This is a genomic window from Allobosea sp. NPDC055353 (assembly GCF_053644975.1).
In genome coordinates this window covers 761,362-782,964 of sequence record NZ_JBSHMC010000001.1, presented here as the reverse complement: position 1 = coordinate 782,964, position 21,603 = coordinate 761,362, and the positions used below count along the sequence as shown (strand labels likewise).

Below are 21,603 nucleotides of genomic sequence, written 5' to 3'. Positions count from 1 at the left end.
ACGACAATATCGCGAGATGAGTGGCAAACGGGCTCTCGCTCCAGTCGCTCGGCAGGGGGAATGATGACGCTTCGCAGCCGCGATTTGCCGATATGCGCGCTCACTCCCCGCAGCGCCGCGACGCCGGTGACCTCTATGCTGGGATTGCATGCCATCTCTCCGGCCAGCGCCGATCGAGAGATTGGCACGATCTCCAGTTCCCTTGCCCAGCAGCGCAGCAGCCTGCGCACGACCACTTCCGGGATCTGCCTGACCCTCGCCTTGTCGCTCGGTGCGGGATTGCCGTTGTGGCCGCACGCTGCTTCTGCGCAGCAGATCACCCAGGGAGGCGGCAACGGCGCGGGCGACCGCTTCGGCCTGGGCGGCATCGCGGGCGGCGGCGGCGGCGGCGGCGACCGCACCATCGGCTTTTTCGGGGGCGATGGCGGTTCGGCAGCACAGACACCCGGCGGTTCGGCGACCGCGGGAATGCGTGGTTACGACGATGTCGGTGGGTCCGGCGGAGCAGGCGGGGCGCCGGGCGCTCCCAATGACCTCTCTGCCGGCGGCGGCGGCGGCGGCGGCCGCGGCGGTTATGATCCCGGTTTCCCCAGCAATGGCGGAGCGGGCGGAGCCGGCGGCGGCGGCAACCTCCTCACGACAACCTCTCCGCTCTCCCTCGGCTTGGATTATGCTGGTGGCACAGGAGCGACCGGGTCCTTTGGCGCCGCCCCAGCGGGCAGTGGCGGCGGTGGCGGTGGCGGTGGCGGCCTCATCCTGACGGGTGCCGGCGTCACCATGAATACGAACGGGTTCGCTGTCTCGGGCGGCGCGGGCGCTGGCGGTGCGGGCGCTGGCGGCGGCGGCGCCGGGCTGGTGCTGCTGAACGGCGGCACGATCACCGTCGCGGCCGGAGCGGGCGGCACCAGCGTCATTGCCGGCGGCGAGGGCAGTGACGAATATGAGGGCGGGCACGGCGGCGCCGGGCTGTTCCTGTACAATGGCGGCAGCCTGTCCCATCAGGCCGGCTCGATCACCGGCGGCGCGGGCGGGGGGTGGGCCTGGGCCGGCTCCGGCGGTGCCGGTGTGCTGAGCAATCTCGGCATTATCGACAATCGGGCCGCGATCACAGGCGGCAAGGGAGGCGACTCGAACGCAGGCGGGACCGGCTATGGCCGAGGCGGCGCTGGCCTGGAAGCCTGGGGCGGCTCGATCGCCAATATGACAGGCGGCAACATCACCGGCGGGGCGGGCGGGAACCAGTCCGACCTCAATCCTGTCTATGTCGCGGGCGTCGGCGGAGACGGCATCGTCTTCCGTGATGGCCAGATCGCCAGCCTGGACAATGCCGGGACGATTTCAGGCGGCAGTGGCGGTATTGCCGCTTCCACCAGCCATGGCGCCGGCGGTGTCGGCATCGTCGGCGCAGCGAGCGGCGGCATCTCGATCGTCAATTCCGGAGCGATCGCGGGCGGGCTTTCCGGCGACGGCGTGACGTGGGCCAATGCGGTCGCGCTCTTCGGCAGCAATAACCGCTTCGAGATCCGAGCCGGCTCGACGACCACAGGCAATGTCGTGGTGCAGGGCGGCGGCGCCAACAATGTGCTGGCGCTGGGCGGGGCCACGAATGGCAGCGTCGACATCGGCAATCTCGTGGCTTCACATACCGGCTTCACAGCTTACGAGAAGACGGGTTCGTCGACCTGGACGCTATCGGGCAGCGGCAGCCAGAGCTGGTCCATCCGGGAGGGGACGCTCAGCGGCAATTCCTCCAGCATGGCCGGCGACCTGACCTTCGATACGGGAGCGGGCACGCGCGGCGTCGTCTTCACCCAGGCATCGGGTGATAGCTATTCCGGGACCATCTCGGGGGATGGCAGCTTCACCTTGACGGGAGCGGCAGGCGGCGGCCTCACTCTGACGAGTGCGCAGAGCTATACCGGGACGACCACCATCCAAAACGGGACGCTGCGGATGGGCGCCGCGAACGCCCTGTCCTCTTCGGCCGGCATCGACGTTCAGGGCACCAGCACATGGGATCTCAACGGCTTCGATCAGACGGTCAGAGGATTGAGTGGAAATCCCGGTACGACCGTTGAACTCGGTACTGCAACGCTGACCGCCGATATCGCCGGCGCCGGCGGCTACTATGGGACCATTTCCGGCTCGGGTGGCTTGACCAAGCTGGGGTCGGGTTGGCTCAACATATTTGGGGCCAGCACCTATTCCGGGCCGACCAATGTCACTGGCGGGACGCTGGGAATCGGCCATGGTGGATCCATCCGCAATTCGACCGCGATCAACATCTCCAACGGCGCCCGGTTCAACGTCTATGAGCCCAACGCCCTGTCGCCCGTGGCGGCCGTCAACCTGACCGGGACGGGTTCGGAGTTCTCGCTCATCTTCGACCAGCAGATCGGTTCGCTCAGCGGCGAGGCGGATACGCAGGTGCGCTTCAATCCCGGGATTGTCCTGACGACGGGGACGAGCAACACGGATGCCGTCTTCGATGGCAATCTCGGGGCCAGTTCCCAAGGGGCCTTGACCAAGGTTGGCACGGGCAGCTTCACCCTGAACGGCACGAACTTTTACAATGGTGCGACGACGGTCAGCGCCGGTTCGCTGATCGTGAACGGCTCGATCGCGTCGTCCTCCGGCGTGACGGTGGCGGCCGGCGCGCTGCTGGGCGGCTCGGGCGTGGTCCCGACGACGATCATCAACGGCGGAACTCTTTCGCCGGGCAACTCTCCCGGAACGCTGACGGTCCGGGGGAACCTGACCTTCAATCCCGGCTCGACCTATCTCGCCGAGATCCAGGGCGCGAATGCGGACCGCGTCGACGTGACCGGCACGGCGGCACTGGCAGGCACGCTGCGGCTGGTACCGCTGGGCGGCGCCTATGCGTTCAACAGCGCTTACACGCTGCTCTCGGCTGCAGGTGGGCGAACCGGCACGTTCAGCCCGGTCGACACGACGGGAACCTTCGGCGACGGCGTCACCACGACGGTGAGCTACACCGCCAACGACGTGCGGCTGACGCTCACGCCGAAGCCGCTGACGCCCGAGATCCCCGGTGATCCCGGCTCGCCGCCGGGCTCGCCGACGCTGGGCGTGACCCATCCGCGCAACGCCTATGCCATCGCGCGCTCGATCGATACGGCGGTCGAAAATGGCGGCGACCCATCCTCGCTGTTCGGTATCTACAACCTCCCCGCAGCTTCGATCCCGGCCGCGGTGAACAGCCTGTCGGGCGAGATCCATACGGCGGCGCCGGCGATCGCGAGCCTCGCCTCCGACCAGTTCCTGCGCACCATGCTCGACCCGTTCGCGGCCGGGCGGTTGAACGGTGCCGGCGTCGGACCGGGCACAGCGGCCTTCTCCGGTCTCGTGCGCAAGGGCGCGGACGAACCCGCCCTTCCCTCGCGCCTCGACACCCCGTTCTATTCGGTCTGGGGCTCGGCCTATGGCTCCTATGGACGCATCGACGGCAATGCCGCCATCGGCTCGGCGAAACGCACGATCGACGATGCGCATCTGGCGACCGGCGTCGATATCCGGCTGATGCCCGGGACGGTCGCGGGCGTCGCGGTCTCGGGCGGCAGGGCGCAGGCCTCGCTGCCGGGCGTGCTCGGCAAGATCGATGCGGATGTCTTCCAGGCCGGCCTCTATGGCGTGACGCAGCTCGGCCCGGTGAAGCTCGGCGGGGCGCTGAGCTATGCGAGGCTCGAAAACGAGGTCAGCCGCGGCATCCCGGCGTTGGGCTCCAGCCTGTCCTCTTCCTATGCGACAACGGCCTGGAGCGGCCGCTTGCAGGCGAGCGCGGCACTGCTCTCCTGGAATGGCATCTCGGTCTCGCCGCTGGCGGCCGTGCAGGCGACGCGGGCGCGCAGCCCGGCGGTGGTCGAGGCGAACTGGGCCGGCGCCGAGGCCGGGGCACTGGCACTGCGTCGGCGCGACGACGCCACCGCCCGCAGCGAGCTCGGCCTGCAGCTCGATGCCGATACGGTGCTCGGCTCGGTCCCGGTCACCGGCTATGTCCGGGCGGCCTGGGCGCATTATTTCCGGCGCGACGCCGACCTGACCGCAAGCCTGATCGGGCTGCCGGGCGCGAGCTTCACCGCGACCGGCGCGCAGACCGACCGCAACAGCGCGCTCCTCAGTGCCGGCCTCAACGCCAGGCTCTCCGAACGCGTCACCCTCGGCCTCAACCTCGATGGCGAGCTCTCCGCCAACAGCAACCGCCTCGGTGGATCGGCCCGGATCAGAGTCAGCTTCTGAAGGCCGCGATGGTCGAGTGGGCGCCGGCGCGCCTGCGCCATTCGGTCCGGGCCGGCACGACGCCGGCGATGTTCGAATGGCTCGGGCGCGCGCAAGATCGCGCAGGGCTGACCGGCCTTCAGTCCACGGCCTGTTATTGGCGCAGGACAGCGGAATGCGTGCGCATCCAGTCCGCCGGCAGAACCCGCTCGTCCCGGCCGATCGCCCGAAAATCGACGGCCTCCAGAATGTTCGCAATGGCGATCAGAGCGGTCGTCAACGGCGTCGCGGCGCCAACCAGCCGACCGAGAACTTCCAGCGGCACGAGCGAGCAGGGCACATCCTCATGCAGGAAACGCTTCTGCAACTTGGGTCCGAAGCGGGGGATGGCGCCGAACAACCGCGTTCCCGCCGGATAGGCCCGCTGGGAGAAGGTGGCGGACGGCAGCGGCGTGAGCCCGGCGGCGCGCATGACCTGATCGCGCTCCTGCTCCAGCGCGGCGGCGATGACATTGACCCGGCCCATGCGCGCCTCGTCGAAATGCAGGATCCCGGTCGTCAGCTCGCCCATGTCGCGGTCCAGCGTCATCGCGCCGCCGATATAGGCGGGAACGTGGCCGATACAGTTCGGGTTGTTCAAGCCGCTTTCAAGCACGTTCGCGGAATAGGTGAACTCCGGGAACTGCTCGAGGAAGGCCGCGTAGTGCGGATTTTCTTTCGCTTCAGGCAGGCCGGCGAGCTCGAGCCAGCGCTTCTGCCCCTTGAGCACGACGGTCGCTGGATTGAGCTTTCCGGCCAGGTGCAGCGTGTTGTTGAGCTCGAAGATCGCGACGCCCTGAGGCCCCCCTGCTGAAACCAGCGCGTCGGCGAAGACCTTGGAACCGCCGACATAGCCGCAATGGAGCACAACCATCTGTCCGGATGCGAGGCCGGGCGCAATCTCGCGCGCCACGGCCGCATGCCGGTCAGCCGTGGTGGAGACCACGACGACATCCGCTCCGGCGACGGCCGCTGCTCCGCTCGCGGCACTTTTCGGCAGCGCGACGGCGCCCTGCCCCCCGAGCCCCTCGAAAGATAGGCCCCCGGCCATGTCGGTCGACGAACGCACCGCATCGTCGCAGTCATACCAGCCGCAGATGTGCCCGCCCCGCGCCGCGGCGGCAACGGCGAAACCAGCGCCTGCTCCGCCGAGTCCGATCAACGCGTAGTTCAAAACCGCCATGCCTGCTCCCCCTTGCGCACCGTGCATGATCATGTTGTCATCCGGTCGTCCGTACGTTTAATGTTCATCAAAATAATGTCAAACAAGCGAGGGGAATTCCAATGTCTCTGAATGTCATCGCTTTGCTGCGAAGGAAAATCGGCCTGGCAGCCGGCGCCGCCGGTCTCCTGGCTGCGACCCTGTCCGGCGCAGCAGCGGAACCGCTGAAGATCGCGGCCGATGTCGGCTATGCGCCGTGGGCGATGCGCCAGCCTTCCGGCGAAATCGAAGGCTTCTCGATCGAGGTCGCGAAGGACATCGCCCGGCGCATCGGCCGCACCGGCGTCGAAGTCGTCGACGTCAATTTCTCCGCCATCTTCGCCGGCCTCTTCGCCAGCCGCTACGACATGATCGTGGCGCCGATGTCGATGACCAAGGAGCGCGCGGCGCAGATGCTCTTCACCGAGGGCTATATGACCGGCGGCATCGGCCTGGTCACGCGCTCCGACGATGACAGCATCACCAAGCCGGAGGACCTGCGCGGCAAGGTGCTCGCGACCAATAGCGGCAGCTTCACCGATACCTGGGCGACGGCGAACGAGGCCAAATACGGCTACAAGATCCAACGCTACGACAAGGACAGCGACGCATTGCAGGCCGTGATCGCCAAGCGCGCCGATGCCGATGTGGTCAACCTCAATGTCGGCCAGTACGCGGCCTCGAAGAACCGTCGCATGAAGGTCGTGCACCGAATCTTCGTTGACTACGATCTCGGCTACGGCTTCCGCAAGGATGCCCGGGAATTGCGCAACCAGGTCGAGAACGCGCTGGAATGCATGAAGCTCGACGGTTCGCTGCAGGGCCTGCACGAGAAATGGTTCGGCGAGCAGCCCGATCCGGCCGATTCCAGCATGAAGGTCTTTGCCGGATACGGTCCGATCGGACTGGAAGGCTACGAGCGCAGCTATCACAAGCCGGATTGCAAGTGATGGCCGCAAGCGCGCCTGCCAGGGCCCTGCTGAGGATGCGGAGGATCGAGAAGAGCTTCGGTGCCGTCCCGATCCTGAGGGGTATCGACCTCGATGTCGACGCCGGCGAGCTGGTCGCGATCATCGGCCCGTCGGGCTCCGGCAAGTCGACGCTTCTGCGCTGCATCAATCGCCTGGAGGAGCCGCAGGCCGGCTCCATCCACCTCGACGATGTCGAGATCACCGGAAAGCGCGTCAACCTGAGCAAGATCCGGCGCGATATCGGCATGGTCTTCCAAGCCTTCAATCTCTACCCGCATTTCACGGCCGAGCGGAATGTCAGTCTCGCCCTGTCGAAGGTGCTGAAGCTGAAGGCGGTGGAAGCCTCGGCGCGGGCGCTGGCGGCGCTCGAGCAGGTCGGCCTGCGCCACAAGGCCAAGGCCTTTCCGGCCGAGCTTTCGGGCGGCCAGCAGCAACGCGTCGCCATCGCGCGCTCGATGGCGATGGCGCCGAAGCTCTATCTCTTCGACGAGCCGACCTCCGCGCTCGACCCCGAACTCGTCGGCGAGGTCCTTGCGGTGATGCAGGAGATGAAGGCGAAGGGCCAGACCATGGTGGTCGTGACCCACGAGATGGCCTTCGCCCGGCAGGCCGCCGACCGGGTGATCTTCATGGATGAGGGCGTCATCGTCGAGCAGGGGACGCCCGACGAGATCTTCCGCACCTCCGTCAATCCGCGCCTCGGCAGCTTCCTGCGCAATTATCGCGGCAAGGAGGCTTGAACATGGGCGAGATCGGCAAATTCTTCTTCGACGGCCCCATCGCAGCCGCCGTGCTGCCCTTCCTGTTCCAGGGCTTCCTCGTCACGCTGCAGTTGTCCGCCCTGACGATCCTGTTCGGGCTGTCGCTCGGTCTCGCGCTCGCCTGCGCCCGCGCCTATGGCATCACGGCGCTGAACCTGCTGATCGTCGCCTTCGTCGACATCCTGCGGTCGCTGCCGGCGCTGGTGATCCTGATCTGCATCTATTTCGTGCTGCCGGAATACGAGATCCGGATCGACGCCTATTGGGCGACGGTGCTAACGCTCGGCCTCGTGCTCGCCGCCTTCTCCGAGGAGATCTTCTGGGCCGGCATCACCTCGGTCCCGAAAGGGCAATGGGAAGGCGGACTCTCGACCGGCCTGACCTTCACCCAGACGCTGTTCTACATCGTGCTCCACCAGGCGGTGCAGATGGTCATCCCGCCACTGACCAACAAGACGATCAGCATCACCAAGAACACGGCGCTCGCCTCGGTCGTCTCGGTCTCGGAACTGCTGAACCAGGCCTCGAGCCAGCAGGCGCTCTATGCCAACCCGACGCCGCTTACCGTCGCCGCCTTGTTCTACCTGGCCGTGTTCGCGCCGCTGGTCGTGCTCAGCCGCCACATCGAGAGCCGCTATGCGGTGAAGAGGTAGGCACCATGTTCCATCCCGACACCGTCGCGCTGACCATTCCCTACCTGCTCTCGGGGCTGAAGGTCACGCTCCTGCTCGCCGTCCTGATCGTGCCGCTGGCCTTCGGCGTGGGCACGCTGGTCGCCATCGTCGCGAATTCGAGATCGCGGCCGGCGCGGATCGTCGCCTATCTCTATATCGACTTCTTCCGCGCCTTCCCGCCGCTCGTCCTGATCATCTTCGTGTTCTATGCCCTGCCCTTCCTGGGCCTGCGCCTGCCGGAGATACCGGCCTTCGTCCTGGCGATGACGCTGAACGGCTCGGCCTATTTCGCCGAGATCGTCCGGGCCGGGCTCGCGGCGGTACCGAAAGGCCAGTACGAGGCCGCGCAGGCCACCGGCCTCACCGGCTTTCAGGTGCTCGCCTATGTCGTCCTGCCCCAGGCGCTCAAGAAGGTGCGCCCGCCGCTGCTCAGCAATGTCCTCGAACTCGCCAAGGCGACCTCGCTTGCATCGGTCGTCGCGATCGCCGAACTGCTGCGCAACGCGCGAATCGCGCAAGGCGTCGTCTATGATCCCACGCCCCTGCTCATGGTGGCCCTGGTCTATCTCGTGATGTTCTGGCCTTTCGTGCGCCTGCTCTCGCTGATCGAGAAGCGCCAGTCCTTCAAGCCGGCATGAAGACCGGCCCTCGCAACTCTGGAAACGCCATGCCCGTGCCGCTTCATCTGCAGATCCAGGCCGACATCATGGGAGCGATCGAGCGCGGCGACTTCCCGGTCGGCGAGCAGCTCCCTTCGGAGACGGAGCTGCAGGCCCGCTACGGGGTCAGCCGAGCGACCATCCGCAAGGCGATGGAGGAGCTGTCGGCCGGCGGCGTCGTGATGAAGCTCCAGGGGCTCGGGACCTATGTCAACGATCGCGTCCAGGTCGGCCAGAGCGTGCGGCTGCGCGGCTATCTCGACGATATCCTGATCTCCGACGAGCGCCTGAGCTTCCGGACGCTGGCGATCGACGACGTTGAACCGGCGCCCGATATTGCTGCCCTGTTCGCGCCGGCCGACCGGGGGGCCGCGACCCGCTATCGTTCGCTCATCCTGCAGGCCGGCAAGCCGCTGATGATCGGCACGTCCCATATTCCCGTCTCGGTCTCGCCCCGCGTCGACGACGCGGAACTGCCGCCTGGCGAACAGCAGACCGTGGTGCGTTTGCGCCGGGCCGGGCTCGCGATCCAGCGCGGGCAGCAGACGCTGGGCGCGATCGTCGCCGATGCCGAGCAGGCCTCGAATCTCGGCGTGCCCGCAGGCACCGCTCTGGTCGCCTCGCGCCGCCTCTATTACGACCGCTCCGACAGGCCGCTCATCGTCATCGACGGCATCTTCCACCCGACCAATTACAGCCTCGTCGTCGATCTCGTGCCCAGACCGGGCGGTCGCTTCGTCAGCCCAAGCCGGTAGAATCCCATGTTCGATCTCGTCATTCGCAATGCCCGCTGCGCCAGCTCCAGCGACGTCTTCAACGCCGATATCGGCATCCGCGACGGCCGGATCGCCGAACTCGGCGCCATCGGCGACAAGGCGCCGGAGATCATCGATGCGGCGGGCCGGCTGGTTATGCCGGGGGGCGTCGACAGCCATCTCCATATCGACCAGCGCAAGGGCCATGGCCGCATCAATGCCGACGACTTCTATTCGGGGACGGTCTCGGCCGCCTGCGGCGGCACGACGACGGTCCTGCCCTTCGCCCCGCAGCACCGCGGCGAAGGGATCGCATGGGCGGCGGCCGACTATCACGAGCGCGCGCGGAAGTCGGTGCTCGACTATAATTTCCACATCGTCGTCACCGACCCGTCCCATCCCGATTTCGACCGAGACCTCGCTGAGGCCGCGGCGGGGGGCCTGCGCTCGCTGAAGATCTTCACGACCTATGCCGCCGTCGGGATCGCCGATCGCGACATCGTCACGGTCTTCGCCGCCGCCCGCCGGCACGGCTTCATGATCATGGTCCATTGCGAGAACACCGACATCATCGACCATGTGACCCAGCAATTGCTGGCGCAGGGCCATGTCGCGCCGAAGTTCCATCTCGCCTCGCGGCCGACCATCGCCGAGGCCGAGGCCGTGTTCCGGATCTGCGCCTACGCCGAACTGTTCAACGTGCCGACCATGATCGTGCATGTCTCGACCGGGCGGTCGCTCGACGTGGTCGCGCTCTCCCGCGCGAAGGGCACCACGCTCTTCGTCGAGACCTGCACGCAGTACCTGACGCTCGATGGCAGCCTGCTCGACAAGCCCGGTCATGAAGGCGCCAAGGGCATCTTCAGCCCGCCGATCCGCGACGCCGCCAATCGCGCCGAACTCTGGCGCGCCGTCGCCGACGGGCGCATCGACGTGCTCTCCTCGGATCACTCGCCCTATAGGTTCGACGAGGTCGAGAAATTCCCGAACGGCTTCGGCGCGAGCTTTGACAAGATCGCCAGCGGCGTGCCCGGCGTCGAGATCCGCATGCCGCTGCTGTTTACGCAATGCGTCAAGGGAGGCCGGATCAGCCTGCCTGAATTCGTCCGGCTGACATCGACCAATGCCGCACGGATCTACGGGCTGGCACCGCGCAAGGGCGATCTCACCATCGGAGCCGACGCCGATCTGTGCATCTGGGACGAGAATTACGACCGCGTCATCGACAACGCGATGATGCATCACAATGTCGACTTCACTCCCTATGAAGGCCTGAAGGTCACGGCCTGGCCGGCGGTTACGCTGAGCCGTGGCGAGGTGATCAGCCGCTATCACGCGTTCTGCGGCACGCGCGGGCGGGGACGCTTCCTCCCGGCGACGGCGACGGCCCCTCATCAGGACCGGACGGATGCGGAGAAGGAGCTGGAAGCCTTCGGTCTCGCCTGGTAAGGCAGTCAGTGGCCAGTTGATTCCCCATCAAGCCGGGCTGAACAATTTTATCTGTTCAGCTCCGACGACGGCGGCAAGACCGTCGTCGTCAGCGTCCGGCGCATCATGTCGCGCAGCGCATTGGCATTTCGGTAGCCGGCGGTCACTGCCGCCTGCCGCAGCGGGACGCCGTTGGCCTGGAGCGTCAGCGTATGGAGCATGCGTAACCGCCGCCGCCACTCCGCGAAGCTCAATCCGGTCTCGCCGCGAAAGCGGCGCGTGAAGGTGGAGCGGCTGACGCCGGTCTGCTCCGCCCAGCCATCCAGGTCGTGGGCCAGCGCCGGCTTCTGGATCATGTCGCGCGCCAGTTTCCGCAAGGGCGGCGTCTGCGGCATCGGCAGCGCGATCTGGATCTCGCTGGCTTCGCGGATCTCATCGACGATCAGCGCCGCAAGATGCCCGCCGCGGCCACCGAGATCGTAGAGCAAGGGCCCGCTCGCCAGGGCTCGCAGCGAGACATCGAGCAATTCCGAGACGGCGATCACACGACAACTGTGCGGAACGGCATCGCCGAGCGCCTCGTCGGTGAAGAAAGCCGCACGCATTTCGCAACAGCCATAGGCCGCGAGCTCATGCGGCAGATCGGCCGGCACGAGGAGCGCATAGCCCGACGGGACCGTCCAGGTGCCGATCTCCGTATGGAGCAGGAGCAGCCCGCCGGAGGCATGCAGGAGCTCGATGCGGCGATGGCTGTGCCAGCGGGTGCGGGCGCCGTTGAGAAACGACTGGTGCAGGACCGTGACCGGACGAGGCGTTTCCTCGCTCAGCCACAATCTGTCGATGGTCTGCGGCCCCACTTGATCCGAACTCGGTGCTTTTGCCTGAACGCGCATGAGGGCGACCAAATTTGACCCGAACACGGTCAATTATGATCCACGTCCGTAGAAGGATCGCAGTTATAATTCAAGAGCAGTCGAGCTAGTTTATAATCGATTCAAACTAGATCGACCTAAGGATATCCGTCAAGCAACGTTAGATTAAATTCAAATCCAGGGCCGACGACGCGTATGCTATACACCACCGTATTCCGGCGCTTCACCGCGATACAAAGAAGCGTTCGCGCCTGTGCCCTGTCACAGATTTCGCTGTCGACCCTGTTCGTTGCGCTTGCCACGGGCGCCTCGGCCCAGCCGGGGGAGCCGGCGATCCGCCTCGACACCATCGAGGTGCAAGGCACCCGCGAGCAGGCGCTCGGCCCGGTCAATGGCTATGTCGCGACCCGCAGCGCCACCGGCAGCAAGACCGACACGCCGCTCATCGAAGTGCCGCAGACCGTCAACGTCGTCACGGCCGACCAGATCAAGGCGCAAGGCGCCCAGAGCGTGAGCGAGGCCTTGCGCTATACGGCGGGCGTTCGCGGCGAAACCTATGGGGCCGCCTCGCAATTCGACAGCTACACGCAGATCCGCGGCTTCAAGGGCGATCTCTTCCTCGACGGATTGCGCCTGCCTGACGGCGCGGCCACGGCCGACTGGACGACTTCGGTCGTCGAGCCCTATGGGCTGGAGCGCGTCGAGGTTCTCAAGGGCCCTTCCTCCGTCCTCTACGGCCAGAGCGGCCCGGGCGGCCTCGTCAACATGGTCAGCAAGCGCCCCACCGCCACGCCGCTGCGCGAGATCCAGCTCCAGACCGGCAGCTTCGGGCGCCTTCAGGGGGCCTTCGATCTGTCGGGGCCGATCGATCCGCAAGGCACCTTCCTGTATCGCCTGACCGGGCTCGCGCGGAATTCCGGAACGCAGACCGATTTCATCGACGACGACCGGCTCTTCATCGCGCCGGCCTTCACCTGGCGCCCAAGCGCCGACACCACGCTGACGGTGATGGGCCAGTACCTGCGCGAGCGCAACGGCAAGACCAGCTTCAATTACCTGCCGACCTCCGGCACGCTCTATCCCAATCCGGTCAATGGTCGCCTGCCCTGGAACCGCTATGCCGGGGAGCCGGGCTTCGATCGCTTCGAGCGTGACCAGGGCTCGATCGGCTATGCTTTCGAGCATCGCTTCAACGACAGCCTGACCTTCAGCCAGAACCTGCGCTACACCCAGAACGACGTCTACCTGCGGGCGCTCAACCGCAACGGCGAATTGCTGGCCGACAACCGCACGCTGAACCGCGCCGCCTTCCGCATCGACGCCGCGGCGCGCGCCTTCACGCTCGACAACCGGCTGGAGGCCAGATTCGGCACCGGGCCGCTGTCGCATACCGCGCTCATCGGCCTCGATTACCGCAACGAGATCAGCCAATACGATGTCGGCCGCGGCCCGGCGCCCTCGATCCAGATCTTCAACCCGGTCTATGGCGCGCCCGTCGCCGATCCCGGCATCAACTTCCAGCGCAAGGATGCGGAGCTGCGCCAGCTCGGCTTCTACGCGCAGGACCAGATCAAGCTCGACCGCTGGATCGCGACCTTCTCCGGCCGCTACGACATTGCCGAGACCCGGACACGCACGCAAACCCTGACGACCAATACGCTGGCCCGGACATCGACGACGGACCGCGCCTTCAGCGGCCGTGCCGGATTGAGCTACGTCTTCGACAACGGCATCGCGCCCTATGTCAGCGTTTCGACCTCGTTCCAGCCGACGGCGGCGACCGACTTCTCCGGCGCGGCCTTCAAGCCGCTGACCTCCCGGCAATACGAGGCCGGCGTCAAGTATCAGCCGACCTGGATGAATGCCTCGCTGACCGCGGCGGTGTTCGACATTCGCCAGGACAATACGCTGACGGGCGATCCGAACCCGGCGCATCCCTTCGCGCAGGTCCAGCTCGGCGAGGTTTCCGTGCGCGGCTTCGACGTCGAGGCAAGGGCGCAACTGACCGAAGGCCTCGGGTTGATCGCCTCCTATGCCTTCCTCGACCACGAGATCACCAAGAGCTCGATCGCAGCCGATACCGGCAAGCGCCTGCCGGGCACACCGATGCATCAGGGATCGCTCTGGGCCGACTATGCGATCCAGGGCGGCCCCTTCGCCGGCCTGTCGCTCGGCGGCGGCGTCAGGTTCGTCGGCAACACCTACGACACCAACAACACCGTGCGCATCCCGCCCTACACGCTGGTCGACGCCACCATCGGTTACGATCTCGGCAAGCTGATGCCAGCCTTGAACGGCGCCAAGCTGTCGGTCGTCGCCAAGAACCTGTTCGACCGCTACTACGTCTCGCAATGCGGCAACGTCCCGGGCTGCACGCTGGGCTCTCGCCGCACGGTGCTGGCAACGCTGAGCTATCGCTGGTGAGAATGATGAACCGCGCGACCGGACTCGTGAGGCGCGCGGCCGCGCTGGTCGGCCTCGCCGTCTCGCTGGCGCTTGCTACGCCGGCTGCGGCGAAGGATATCCGCGTCACCGATCTCGCTGGCCGCGAGGTGGTCCTCAAGGAGCCGGCGAAGCGGATCGTGCTCGGCGCCTGGGTCAGCCTCGATGCGCTGTCGCTGCTGCATCCCGATCCCGTCAGCCTGCTCGCAGGCTGGGCGGAGGGCGGCGCCAATGCGATCCAGCCTGCGATCCTGCGCGGTCGCTTTCCGGCGATCGACCAGATCCCGGTCGTCGGCCGTGGCTCTTTCGAGGCCATCGGCATCGAAACAATCATCGCGCGCCAGCCGGATCTCGTCCTGCTCAGCCGCTTCGACGCCTATCGCTACGGTTCCGACGCCGCCCCGGGCATCGCGAAGCTGGAGGCGGCGGGCATCCAGGTCGCCATCGTGGATTTCTTCCTTGACCCCGTGAAGAGCACGGAGCCGAGCCTGCGCATCCTCGGCAAGCTCATCGGGCGCGAGGCGCAGGCCGAGGCGTTCATTGCCTTCTATCGCGAGCATCTGGACCGTATCGCGACACGGCTGGCCAAGGATACTGCCGAGCGTCCTTCGGTTTTCCTGCATGCTTTCGCGGCAAGGCCCGAATGCTGCTTTTCCGCCGGCCCCGGCACGGTCGACGGCTTCATTCGCCTGGCCGGGGGCGAAAACATCGGCGCGGAGAAGATTCCCGGCGCGGTCGGACAGCTCAGCCTGGAGTTCGTCCTGACGCGCAATCCCAAGGTCTATGTCGCAACCACGACCTCCGACAATGCCGACGCCGAAGCCTTCGCGCTTGGCCCCGCCGTGTCGGCCGAGAAAGCCGCTCGCAGTTTCGCCAAACGCCTGGAAGCTCGCGACCTCGCGGCTCTGGATGCAGTCGCGCAGGGCCGCGCCCATGGTCTCTGGCACCTCTTCGTCCATACGCCCGCGCATGTCGTTGCAATCGAGGCTTTGGCAAAATGGCAGCACCCAGGACTCTTCGCGGATATCGACCTGGACGCCACGCTGCGCGAGATCAACAGCCGTTTCCTGGCGGCACCGCTGGAGGGAACATTCTGGGTCTCCGCCGGAGGACATGCCCCCCGGCAATGAGCCAGATCGGTCCTTGCACATATCGATCAATCGGCTCGCTCGTGCCACTATAGGTCGCCCAGTGTGACCGCGAAGCGGAGTGGATTGTGACCGAGCGATTTGAACGGCATCGTCAACCCTGGACAGCCGAGGAACTCCAGAAGCTGAGGTTGCTGGCCGGAAAGGGCATGGCCCTGAAGGCGATTGCGAAAGCGATGACACGAAGCGAAGAGTCCATCAAGGACCGCGCAAAGCTCGACGGAATCAGGATCGCGAAGCTCCGCTAGACCGCATCGGGGCGCCCGACCGCGAGGGAGCCATGGCCTCAGGCCGGCCCTGCCTGACGCCGCTTCCATTCGGCATAGAGATCGGGCCCGCCTTCAAGGCGAACCGGCCTATAGGCGATCTTCATCGACTGCTCGGCGAAGGGCTTTGCCAGATCGGCATAGACCGCCGCGCTCGACAGGCCATAGGGCGCGCCGTCATCGTTGGAATAGGCGTAGTAGACCTCGCTCACGCCGGAGATCCGCATCGCCGCCATGCACATCGGGCAGGGATGGCCGCTGGCATAGACCGCGCAGCCGGCGAGGCTCGGCGAAGCCAGCTTGCGGCTCGCCGCGCGCAAGGCAGTCAGCTCGGCATGGGCGGTCGGGTCGTTGGTCGCGACGGTCTCGTTGACGCCGGTCGCGATCACCTCGCCCTCCCGGACGATCACGGCCCCGAAGGGCCGGCCGCCCTTGTCCATATTGGACCGCGCGAGTTCGATCGCCTCGCAGAGAAATCGCTGTGCCTGATTCATGATCGCACCCTTCAGTTCAACGCCCCCCGGCCGCGAGCAGGATCTGCTGCATCCTGGTCTGGCCGCGGCTGCGGGCATGCTGGAGCGGGGTCACGCCATCGCGGTCGGCCAGGTTCACATCCGCACCGGCCGCGAGCAGGTCCTTGACGATCTGTTGATGCCTGTCACCGCCATCGCTGAGGATGATCGCCTCCAGAAGCCCGGTCCAGCCGAGATTGTTGATGTGATCGACCGCAACGCCGGCCGCGATCAGGGTGCGGACCGTCTCGACATGGCCGCGCTCGCAGGCCGGGATCAGCGCCGTGCCACCGTAGCGATTGGTGCTCTTCAGGTCCGCGCCATGCTCCAGCGTCAGCTTGAGGATGGCGAGGTGGCCCCGCGCGCCGGCATAGAGATAGGGGCTGTCGTTCATCCCGTCCTTGGCGTTGACGTCGGCGCCGGCCTCGATCAGGGCGCGGGCGGCGTCGACGCGGTTCTCATGGGTCGCGACCAGCAAGGCGGTCCGGCCGCGCGCGTCGCGCGCGTCGATGGCTGCGCCCTCGACGAGGAGGCGCTTGATCGCGGCGACGTCATCCCTGGCCGCGGCGGCATGCAATCCGGCTTCGGTCATGGCTTGTCCTGAGGCTGACTGCGGGCCGAAGGCCAGCAGGAGAATAACGAAGGCCAGGATCGGCGAAAATCGGGGCAATTCCGTCTCCCTGGGCCGCAACCGGCGCCGTTCCGATCGATCGGACCCGACACGCTTCGACGGGAAAGATAGCCGGAGACATCGGACATGGCACCTGGACTCATGGCCGCCGGGCCGGAACCAGGATCGCGCCGGAGGCTGCAATCACCAGGGCGAGACCGAACCAATCGGTCGGCGTCGGTCGCTCGCCGAGCAGCAGCACCGAACCGAGCACGCCGATCGCGGGGACCATCAGCGTGCCCAGGCTGGCGATGCCCGCCGGCAGGCGCGCCACCACGGTGAACCAGAGGAAATAGGCCAGTGCCTGCGCCCCGATGATATGGAAGCTCAAGGCCGTCAGCACGCGCGGCGAGAGCAGCTTCGGCACGGGCAGGCCTTCGAAGACGAGCATGCCGATGCCCGCGACCACGCCGCCGATCAGCAATTGCCAGGCGGCGATCGCGAGCGCCGGGGCCGAGACCGGCCAGCGCTTGATCACGATCGTGCCGAGCGCCCAGCTCACAGCCGCGAGCAGCGCCAGCATCAGGCCGAAGGAGAGCTGCCCGGCCAGGATCAACGGCAGGCCGAGACAGACGAGGCCGGCGATGCCGAGCGCGAGCCCGGCGAGGCGGCGGCCGTCGAAGGCCTCGCCCAGCACAAAGCGGGCGAGCAATGTCGCCCAGATCGGCATGGTGAAAGTCAGGATCGCCGCGCGCGAGGTCGGCGCCGCGAGCTGCGCGAAGGCGAGCAGGACGTTGAAGGCGGCGATCGAGAGGAAGCCGGCAACAACCAACCGCAACCACTGCGCACGCGGCACCGAAAGCGGGATGCCGCGTGCCAGCGCGACCGCGACAAGGACGAGCCCGGCGAAGCTCATGCCCGCCGCGCGCAGGGTCCAGGGCGCGATCTCGGTCAGCGAGATCCGTACCGCCGGCCAGTTGAAGCCCCAGAGCAGCCCGAGCAGCGGGACGAGCAGCAGCGCCCTGCCGGATCGCCCCGCGTCCTCCCGGGCGCGCGGCGATTCCGTTTCTGGCTTCAGCATCGGATGCTCCGAAAACCGGTTCCCACTTTTCGGTCCGATGCCCGGACCTCGCTCACCCCTCGATGCTTTCGAGCCCGCACCACTCGGCGACGAAGAGCGCCATGGCGCCGGTGATGCGCTTCACCGAAGCGAGGCTGACGCGCTCGTCGAAGGCGTGGATGTTCTCGCCCATCGGGCCGTAGCAGAGCGCCGGGATCTTGTCGTAGAGCGCATGGACGCGGGTATCGAGATAGGCCGCCGTCATGAAGCTCTTGAGCGGCTTGCCGAGCGCCGCCTCATGGGCGCGGGCGAGCACGGCCTCGGCCTCGCTGCCGGGCTCCAGCACATAGCCCTCGGCCCAGAAGCCGTTGAACGTCACCTTCGGCGGGTTGTTCGCCAGGAAGGAATCGGCCCGCGCGGCCTCGCGGATGCAGTCCTCGATGCGCTGCGCCGTCTCCTTGGCGGTGACGCCGGGATAGAGCCCGACGCGGCAATCGACGCGGCACCAGCACGGCACGGAAGAGGCCCAGTCGCCGCCCTCGATCTTGCCGATATTCAGGTTGATCGGATGCGGATCGTTCTCGAAATGCTCGCGGCCGGCCTTCTCGAGATTGAACTGCTCCTCGAGCTTGCGCAAAGCCGCGACGACGCGATAGGCGGCGTCGATCGCATTGGCACCGGTGCCCATCTCGCGGACATGGGCGGGGATGCCGCGCACCTCGAACTGGAACCAGAGCACACCGGCATTGGCGCGGGCGAGCATCTCGTATTCCGGCTCAGGGATCAGCGCGGCCTCGGCGCGATAGCCGCGCAGATGCGTCATCAGCGCGCCGTTGCCGGTCGATTCCTCCTCGACGACGGATTCGACATAGACCGTCGCCGCCGGCTGCATGCCGATGCGCCGGAGCGCATCGAGGCAGAAGAGATTGGCGGCGGAGCCGGCCTTCATGTCGGCGCTGCCGCGGCCATACATCCAGTCGCCCTCGATGACGGGATCGAAGGGCGCGTGCTTCCATTGATCGGTGGGGCCGGCCGGGACCACGTCGACATGAGCCTGGAGGATCAGCGAGCGGCCCTTCTCCTCGCGGGGCCGATGGATGCCGACGACGATCGGGGCTTCGGAATGCGTGTCGGAAAACGGCGCGCCGCCGGGATGAGCCGCGATCAGCTCCCTGTCCATGGCGAAGCGGTCCATGGTGAAGCCGCGCTGCTTTAGGGCGCGGAAGATGAAATCCTGGACCGTGTGCTCCTGCCCGCGTGTCGAGGCGAAGCGGACTAGCTCCTGCGTATAGGCGACCTGCTCGTCGAAGCCCGCTTCGACGGCGGCGAGGATTTTTTCGCGCAAGGCGGGATCGAGAGGCATGGGGCAGGTCTCCTTTAGGCCAAATCCGTCATGCTCGGCCTTGTGCCGAGCATCCACGCCTTGCGACATGGATGAAGGGAAAGACGTGGATGGTCGGGACAAGCCCGACCATGACGCGGAGCGTGGTTCGCTCCATTAGTGCCCGAAGCGCCCGCCGCCCGGCACCGCCGCCAGCAGTTGCCGCGTATACGCGTGCTGCGGGTCGGCGAAGATCGCGGTGGTCGGCCCGCTCTCGACGATGCGGCCGCGCTGCATCACCGCGATGCGGTCGCAGATCTGCGCGGCGACGCGCAAATCATGCGTGACGAAGAGGATCGCGAGGCCGAGCCTGGCCTGGATGTCCTTGATCAGCGTGAGGATCTGGGCCTGCACGGAGACGTCGAGGGCCGAGACCGCCTCATCCGCCACCAGCACATCGGGCTCTAGCGCCAACGCCCTTGCAATGCCGACACGCTGGCGCTGGCCGCCCGAGAATTCATGCGGGTAGCGGTCAATGGCGTTGGCGGAGAGCCCGACGAGCTCCAGCAATTCCTTCGCCCGCGCCAGTGCATCCTTGCGCGGCGTGCCATGGGCGACGGGGCCGTCCGAGATGATGCGGCCGACGGTCTGGCGCGGATTGAGCGAGGCGAAGGGGTCCTGGAAGACCATCTGGATGCGCTTGCGCTGGCGGCGCAGTTCGGCCGGCTTGAGCTCGGAAAGGACAAGATCGCCGAGCGCGATGCGGCCGCGGTCGGGCTCGATCAGGCGCAGGCAGCAGCGCCCGACCGTCGACTTACCCGAGCCGGATTCGCCGACGAGGCCGAGCGTCTCCCCACGGACGAGCGCGAAGGAGATGTCGTCGGCTGCCTTGACCTCGCGGGCGACGCCGAAGAGCGAGCGCTTGCGATAGGTCTTGCCGAGACCCTCGACGCTGATGACCGGCGCGGTCTCTGGCAGCGGCGGCAGCACGGCCGGCGTCAGCGAAGGCACCGCCGCCAGCAGCTTCTGCGTATAGGGATGGCGCGGCGAACCGAGCACCTGATCGGCCGTGCCCTCCTCGACGAGCACGCCCTTCTCCAGCACGGCGATGCGGTCGGCGATCTCCGCGACCACGCCCATGTCATGGGTGATGAAGAGCACGGCCGTGCCGTGGCGATGGCGCAGGTTGTCGATCAGCTTGAGGATCTGCGCCTGCGTGGTGACGTCGAGCGCGGTGGTCGGCTCATCGGCGATCAGGAGCTTGGGTTCGAGCGCCAGCGCCATCGCGATCATCACGCGCTGGCGCTGGCCGCCGGAGAGCTCGTGAGGATAGGCTTTTGCGAGGCGCGGCGGATCGGGCAGGCCGACCTCGGTCAGGAGATCGATGGCACGGGCGCGGCGCGTCGCCCTATCGTGCAGGCCGTGGGCCTCGAAGGTCTCGACGATCTGGTCGGAGATGCGCATGACCGGATTGAGCGAGGTCATCGGCTCCTGGAAGATCATGCCGACCTCGCGGCCGCGCACCTCCTGCATCGCCTGTTCGTCGAGGGCGAGGAGATCGCGACCAGCGAGCCTGATGACGCCCGCGACCGGCTTCACCGCCTTGGGCAAGAGGCCCATCACGGCATGGGCGATCATCGACTTGCCGGAGCCGGATTCGCCGACGACGCAGAGCGTCTCGCCGGGCTGGATGGCGAGCGTGATCGTCTCGACCGCGTTCGGACGGTCGGCCATGGTCGGCAGGGCCAGCGTCAGGCCTTCGATGGAGAGCGCCGGAGCGGTCATTCGCGCCATCATTCCCGTCCCCTGGCCAGACGCGGATTCAGGGCATCGTTCAGCCCCTCGCCGGCGAGATTGAGCGCGAGCACCGTCAGGAAGATCGCGAGGCCGGGGAAGAACGAGATCCACCAGGCATCGAGCAGGCGCGTGCGGCCGGCGCCGACCATATAGCCCCAGCTCATCAGGTTGGGATCGCCCAGCCCGAGGAAGGAGAGCGAGGATTCCAGCAGGATCGCCGAGCCGATCATCAGCGAGCCCATGACGATGATCGGCGCGATGGTGTTGGGCAGGACCTGGCTGAAAATGATCCGCGGCGTCGACTGGCCGATGGTGACGGCCGCCTGGACATATTCGCGACTTCGCAGCGAGAGCACCTCCCCTCGCACCAGTCGCGCTACAGGCGGCCAACTGACGACCCCGATCGCGAGCACGATCGAACCGAGCTGCGGCTGCAGGATCGCGACCAGCACGATGGCGAGCGCGAAAGAGGGAATGGTCTGGAAGAACTCGGTGAAGCGCATCAGCGCGTCATCGACGAAACCACCGGCATAGCCCGCGGCCGCCCCCAACGGTACGCCGATGACCAGCGCGACCAGCGTCGAGACCACGCCGATCATCAGCGAGACGCGGGCGCCATGGACGAGGCCGGAGGCGAGATTGCGGCCGAGCGTGTCGGTGCCGAGCGGGAAGCGCTCCATGGTGAACGGCGCGAGGAAGGGCCGCGCCACCGGGCGCCAGGGTGATTGCGGATAGAGCGTCGGCGCCAGGATCGCGAAGGCGACGACGGCGAGCAGGATGACGATGCCGATGACGGCGCCGCGATTGCGGGCGAAGCGCTTGAGGAAGTTCAAGGAAGCGCCTCCAGCATC

General features: G+C 66.9%; 18 protein-coding genes. 10 read left to right on the top strand and 8 right to left on the bottom strand.

Annotation, left to right across the window (positions count from 1 at the left end):
* Positions 1–135: 135 nt before the first annotated feature.
* Positions 136–4,257 (top strand): autotransporter domain-containing protein, encoded by a 4,122-nt coding sequence (locus ACWIEX_RS03530; protein WP_454031749.1) that lies wholly within the window; start codon positions 136–138, stop codon positions 4,255–4,257.
* A gap of 133 nt (positions 4,258–4,390) precedes the next feature.
* Here ACWIEX_RS03530 and ACWIEX_RS03525 read toward each other — a convergent pair whose 3' ends face one another.
* On the bottom strand, positions 4,391–5,491 hold the full coding sequence (locus ACWIEX_RS03525) for an NAD/NADP octopine/nopaline dehydrogenase family protein (protein WP_454031748.1): 1,101 nt from the start codon (positions 5,489–5,491) through the stop codon (positions 4,391–4,393).
* 68 nt (positions 5,492–5,559) lie between these two features.
* Between ACWIEX_RS03525 and ACWIEX_RS03520 the strand changes: the two genes are divergently transcribed.
* From ACWIEX_RS03520 to hydA, 6 genes are read left to right on the top strand one after another with little or no spacing between them, the layout of a single operon-like run.
* On the top strand, positions 5,560–6,426 hold the full coding sequence (locus ACWIEX_RS03520; protein ID WP_454031747.1) for a substrate-binding periplasmic protein: 867 nt from the start codon (positions 5,560–5,562) through the stop codon (positions 6,424–6,426).
* Complete coding sequence (locus ACWIEX_RS03515; protein ID WP_454031746.1) at positions 6,426–7,187, top strand: amino acid ABC transporter ATP-binding protein; 762 nt, start codon at positions 6,426–6,428, stop codon at positions 7,185–7,187. The genes ACWIEX_RS03520 and ACWIEX_RS03515 overlap by 1 nt, the downstream gene beginning before the upstream one ends.
* Before the next feature lie 2 nt (positions 7,188–7,189).
* Positions 7,190–7,861, top strand: coding sequence for an amino acid ABC transporter permease (locus tag ACWIEX_RS03510; protein ID WP_454031745.1), 672 nt, complete (start codon positions 7,190–7,192; stop codon positions 7,859–7,861).
* A gap of 5 nt (positions 7,862–7,866) precedes the next feature.
* Complete coding sequence (locus tag ACWIEX_RS03505) at positions 7,867–8,520, top strand: amino acid ABC transporter permease (RefSeq protein ID WP_454031744.1); 654 nt, start codon at positions 7,867–7,869, stop codon at positions 8,518–8,520.
* 29 nt (positions 8,521–8,549) lie between these two features.
* Entirely contained in the window at positions 8,550–9,296 is a 747-nt protein-coding gene (locus tag ACWIEX_RS03500) for a GntR family transcriptional regulator (RefSeq protein WP_454031743.1), read from the top strand.
* Positions 9,297–9,302: 6 nt separating this feature from the next.
* Complete coding sequence (hydA, locus tag ACWIEX_RS03495; RefSeq protein ID WP_454031742.1) at positions 9,303–10,745, top strand: dihydropyrimidinase; 1,443 nt, start codon at positions 9,303–9,305, stop codon at positions 10,743–10,745.
* 47 nt (positions 10,746–10,792) lie between these two features.
* On the opposite strand, the gene ACWIEX_RS03490 is transcribed toward hydA, so the two are convergent.
* A complete protein-coding gene (locus ACWIEX_RS03490; protein ID WP_454031741.1) occupies positions 10,793–11,581 on the bottom strand; it encodes an AraC family transcriptional regulator in 789 nt (262 codons plus the stop codon).
* A 210-nt stretch (positions 11,582–11,791) separates the two neighbouring features.
* On the opposite strand from ACWIEX_RS03490, the gene ACWIEX_RS03485 reads away from it, so the two are divergent.
* The 3 genes from ACWIEX_RS03485 to ACWIEX_RS03475 all read left to right on the top strand — a co-directional run bounded on the left by ACWIEX_RS03485 (position 11,792) and on the right by ACWIEX_RS03475 (position 15,434).
* Positions 11,792–14,020 carry a TonB-dependent siderophore receptor gene (locus ACWIEX_RS03485; protein WP_454031740.1) on the top strand — a complete coding sequence of 743 codons (2,229 nt, stop codon included), beginning with the start codon at positions 11,792–11,794 and terminating at the stop codon, positions 14,018–14,020.
* 5 nt (positions 14,021–14,025) lie between these two features.
* Positions 14,026–15,168, top strand: a complete 1,143-nt coding sequence (locus tag ACWIEX_RS03480) for an ABC transporter substrate-binding protein (protein WP_454031739.1) — start codon at positions 14,026–14,028, stop codon at positions 15,166–15,168.
* Positions 15,169–15,254: 86 nt separating this feature from the next.
* Positions 15,255–15,434 (top strand): hypothetical protein, encoded by a 180-nt coding sequence (locus ACWIEX_RS03475; RefSeq protein ID WP_454031738.1) that lies wholly within the window; start codon positions 15,255–15,257, stop codon positions 15,432–15,434.
* Between the two features lie 38 nt (positions 15,435–15,472).
* Here the strand turns inward: ACWIEX_RS03475 and ACWIEX_RS03470 are convergent, their stop codons facing one another.
* From ACWIEX_RS03470 to ACWIEX_RS03445, 6 genes are all read right to left on the bottom strand, one after another.
* Positions 15,473–15,946, bottom strand: coding sequence for a nucleoside deaminase (locus ACWIEX_RS03470; RefSeq protein ID WP_454031737.1), 474 nt, complete (start codon positions 15,944–15,946; stop codon positions 15,473–15,475).
* 16 nt (positions 15,947–15,962) lie between these two features.
* Positions 15,963–16,556, bottom strand: coding sequence for an ankyrin repeat domain-containing protein (locus tag ACWIEX_RS03465; protein ID WP_454031736.1), 594 nt, complete (start codon positions 16,554–16,556; stop codon positions 15,963–15,965).
* Positions 16,557–16,734: 178 nt separating this feature from the next.
* Positions 16,735–17,655: a DMT family transporter gene (locus ACWIEX_RS03460; RefSeq protein WP_454031735.1), complete on the bottom strand. Its 921-nt coding sequence runs from the start codon at positions 17,653–17,655 to the stop codon at positions 16,735–16,737.
* A 52-nt stretch (positions 17,656–17,707) separates the two neighbouring features.
* Positions 17,708–18,997, bottom strand: a complete 1,290-nt coding sequence (locus tag ACWIEX_RS03455) for an ArgE/DapE family deacylase (RefSeq protein WP_454031734.1) — start codon at positions 18,995–18,997, stop codon at positions 17,708–17,710.
* Between the two features lie 135 nt (positions 18,998–19,132).
* Positions 19,133–20,740, bottom strand: a complete 1,608-nt coding sequence (locus ACWIEX_RS03450) for an ABC transporter ATP-binding protein (protein WP_454031733.1) — start codon at positions 20,738–20,740, stop codon at positions 19,133–19,135.
* Between the two features lie 8 nt (positions 20,741–20,748).
* Complete coding sequence (locus ACWIEX_RS03445) at positions 20,749–21,585, bottom strand: ABC transporter permease (RefSeq protein WP_454031732.1); 837 nt, start codon at positions 21,583–21,585, stop codon at positions 20,749–20,751.
* Between the last annotated feature and the right edge of the window lie 18 nt (positions 21,586–21,603).

What these genes read in the sequence shown, in the direction of transcription:
- ACWIEX_RS03530 (WP_454031749.1), top strand. Translation starts at nt 136, where the DNA reads ATGCTGGGATTGCATGCCATCTCTCCGGCCAGCGCCGATCGAGAGATT.
- ACWIEX_RS03525 (WP_454031748.1), bottom strand. Translation starts at nt 5,491, where the DNA reads ATGATCATGCACGGTGCGCAAGGGGGAGCAGGCATGGCGGTTTTGAAC.
- ACWIEX_RS03520 (WP_454031747.1), top strand. Translation starts at nt 5,560, where the DNA reads ATGTCTCTGAATGTCATCGCTTTGCTGCGAAGGAAAATCGGCCTGGCA.
- ACWIEX_RS03515 (WP_454031746.1), top strand. Translation starts at nt 6,426, where the DNA reads ATGGCCGCAAGCGCGCCTGCCAGGGCCCTGCTGAGGATGCGGAGGATC.
- ACWIEX_RS03510 (WP_454031745.1), top strand. Translation starts at nt 7,190, where the DNA reads ATGGGCGAGATCGGCAAATTCTTCTTCGACGGCCCCATCGCAGCCGCC.
- ACWIEX_RS03505 (WP_454031744.1), top strand. Translation starts at nt 7,867, where the DNA reads ATGTTCCATCCCGACACCGTCGCGCTGACCATTCCCTACCTGCTCTCG.
- ACWIEX_RS03500 (WP_454031743.1), top strand. Translation starts at nt 8,550, where the DNA reads ATGCCCGTGCCGCTTCATCTGCAGATCCAGGCCGACATCATGGGAGCG.
- hydA (WP_454031742.1), top strand. Translation starts at nt 9,303, where the DNA reads ATGTTCGATCTCGTCATTCGCAATGCCCGCTGCGCCAGCTCCAGCGAC.
- ACWIEX_RS03485 (WP_454031740.1), top strand. Translation starts at nt 11,792, where the DNA reads ATGCTATACACCACCGTATTCCGGCGCTTCACCGCGATACAAAGAAGC.
- ACWIEX_RS03480 (WP_454031739.1), top strand. Translation starts at nt 14,026, where the DNA reads ATGAACCGCGCGACCGGACTCGTGAGGCGCGCGGCCGCGCTGGTCGGC.
- ACWIEX_RS03470 (WP_454031737.1), bottom strand. Translation starts at nt 15,946, where the DNA reads ATGAATCAGGCACAGCGATTTCTCTGCGAGGCGATCGAACTCGCGCGG.
- ACWIEX_RS03465 (WP_454031736.1), bottom strand. Translation starts at nt 16,556, where the DNA reads ATGACCGAAGCCGGATTGCATGCCGCCGCGGCCAGGGATGACGTCGCC.
- ACWIEX_RS03460 (WP_454031735.1), bottom strand. Translation starts at nt 17,655, where the DNA reads ATGCTGAAGCCAGAAACGGAATCGCCGCGCGCCCGGGAGGACGCGGGG.
- ACWIEX_RS03455 (WP_454031734.1), bottom strand. Translation starts at nt 18,997, where the DNA reads ATGCCTCTCGATCCCGCCTTGCGCGAAAAAATCCTCGCCGCCGTCGAA.
- ACWIEX_RS03450 (WP_454031733.1), bottom strand. Translation starts at nt 20,740, where the DNA reads ATGACCGCTCCGGCGCTCTCCATCGAAGGCCTGACGCTGGCCCTGCCG.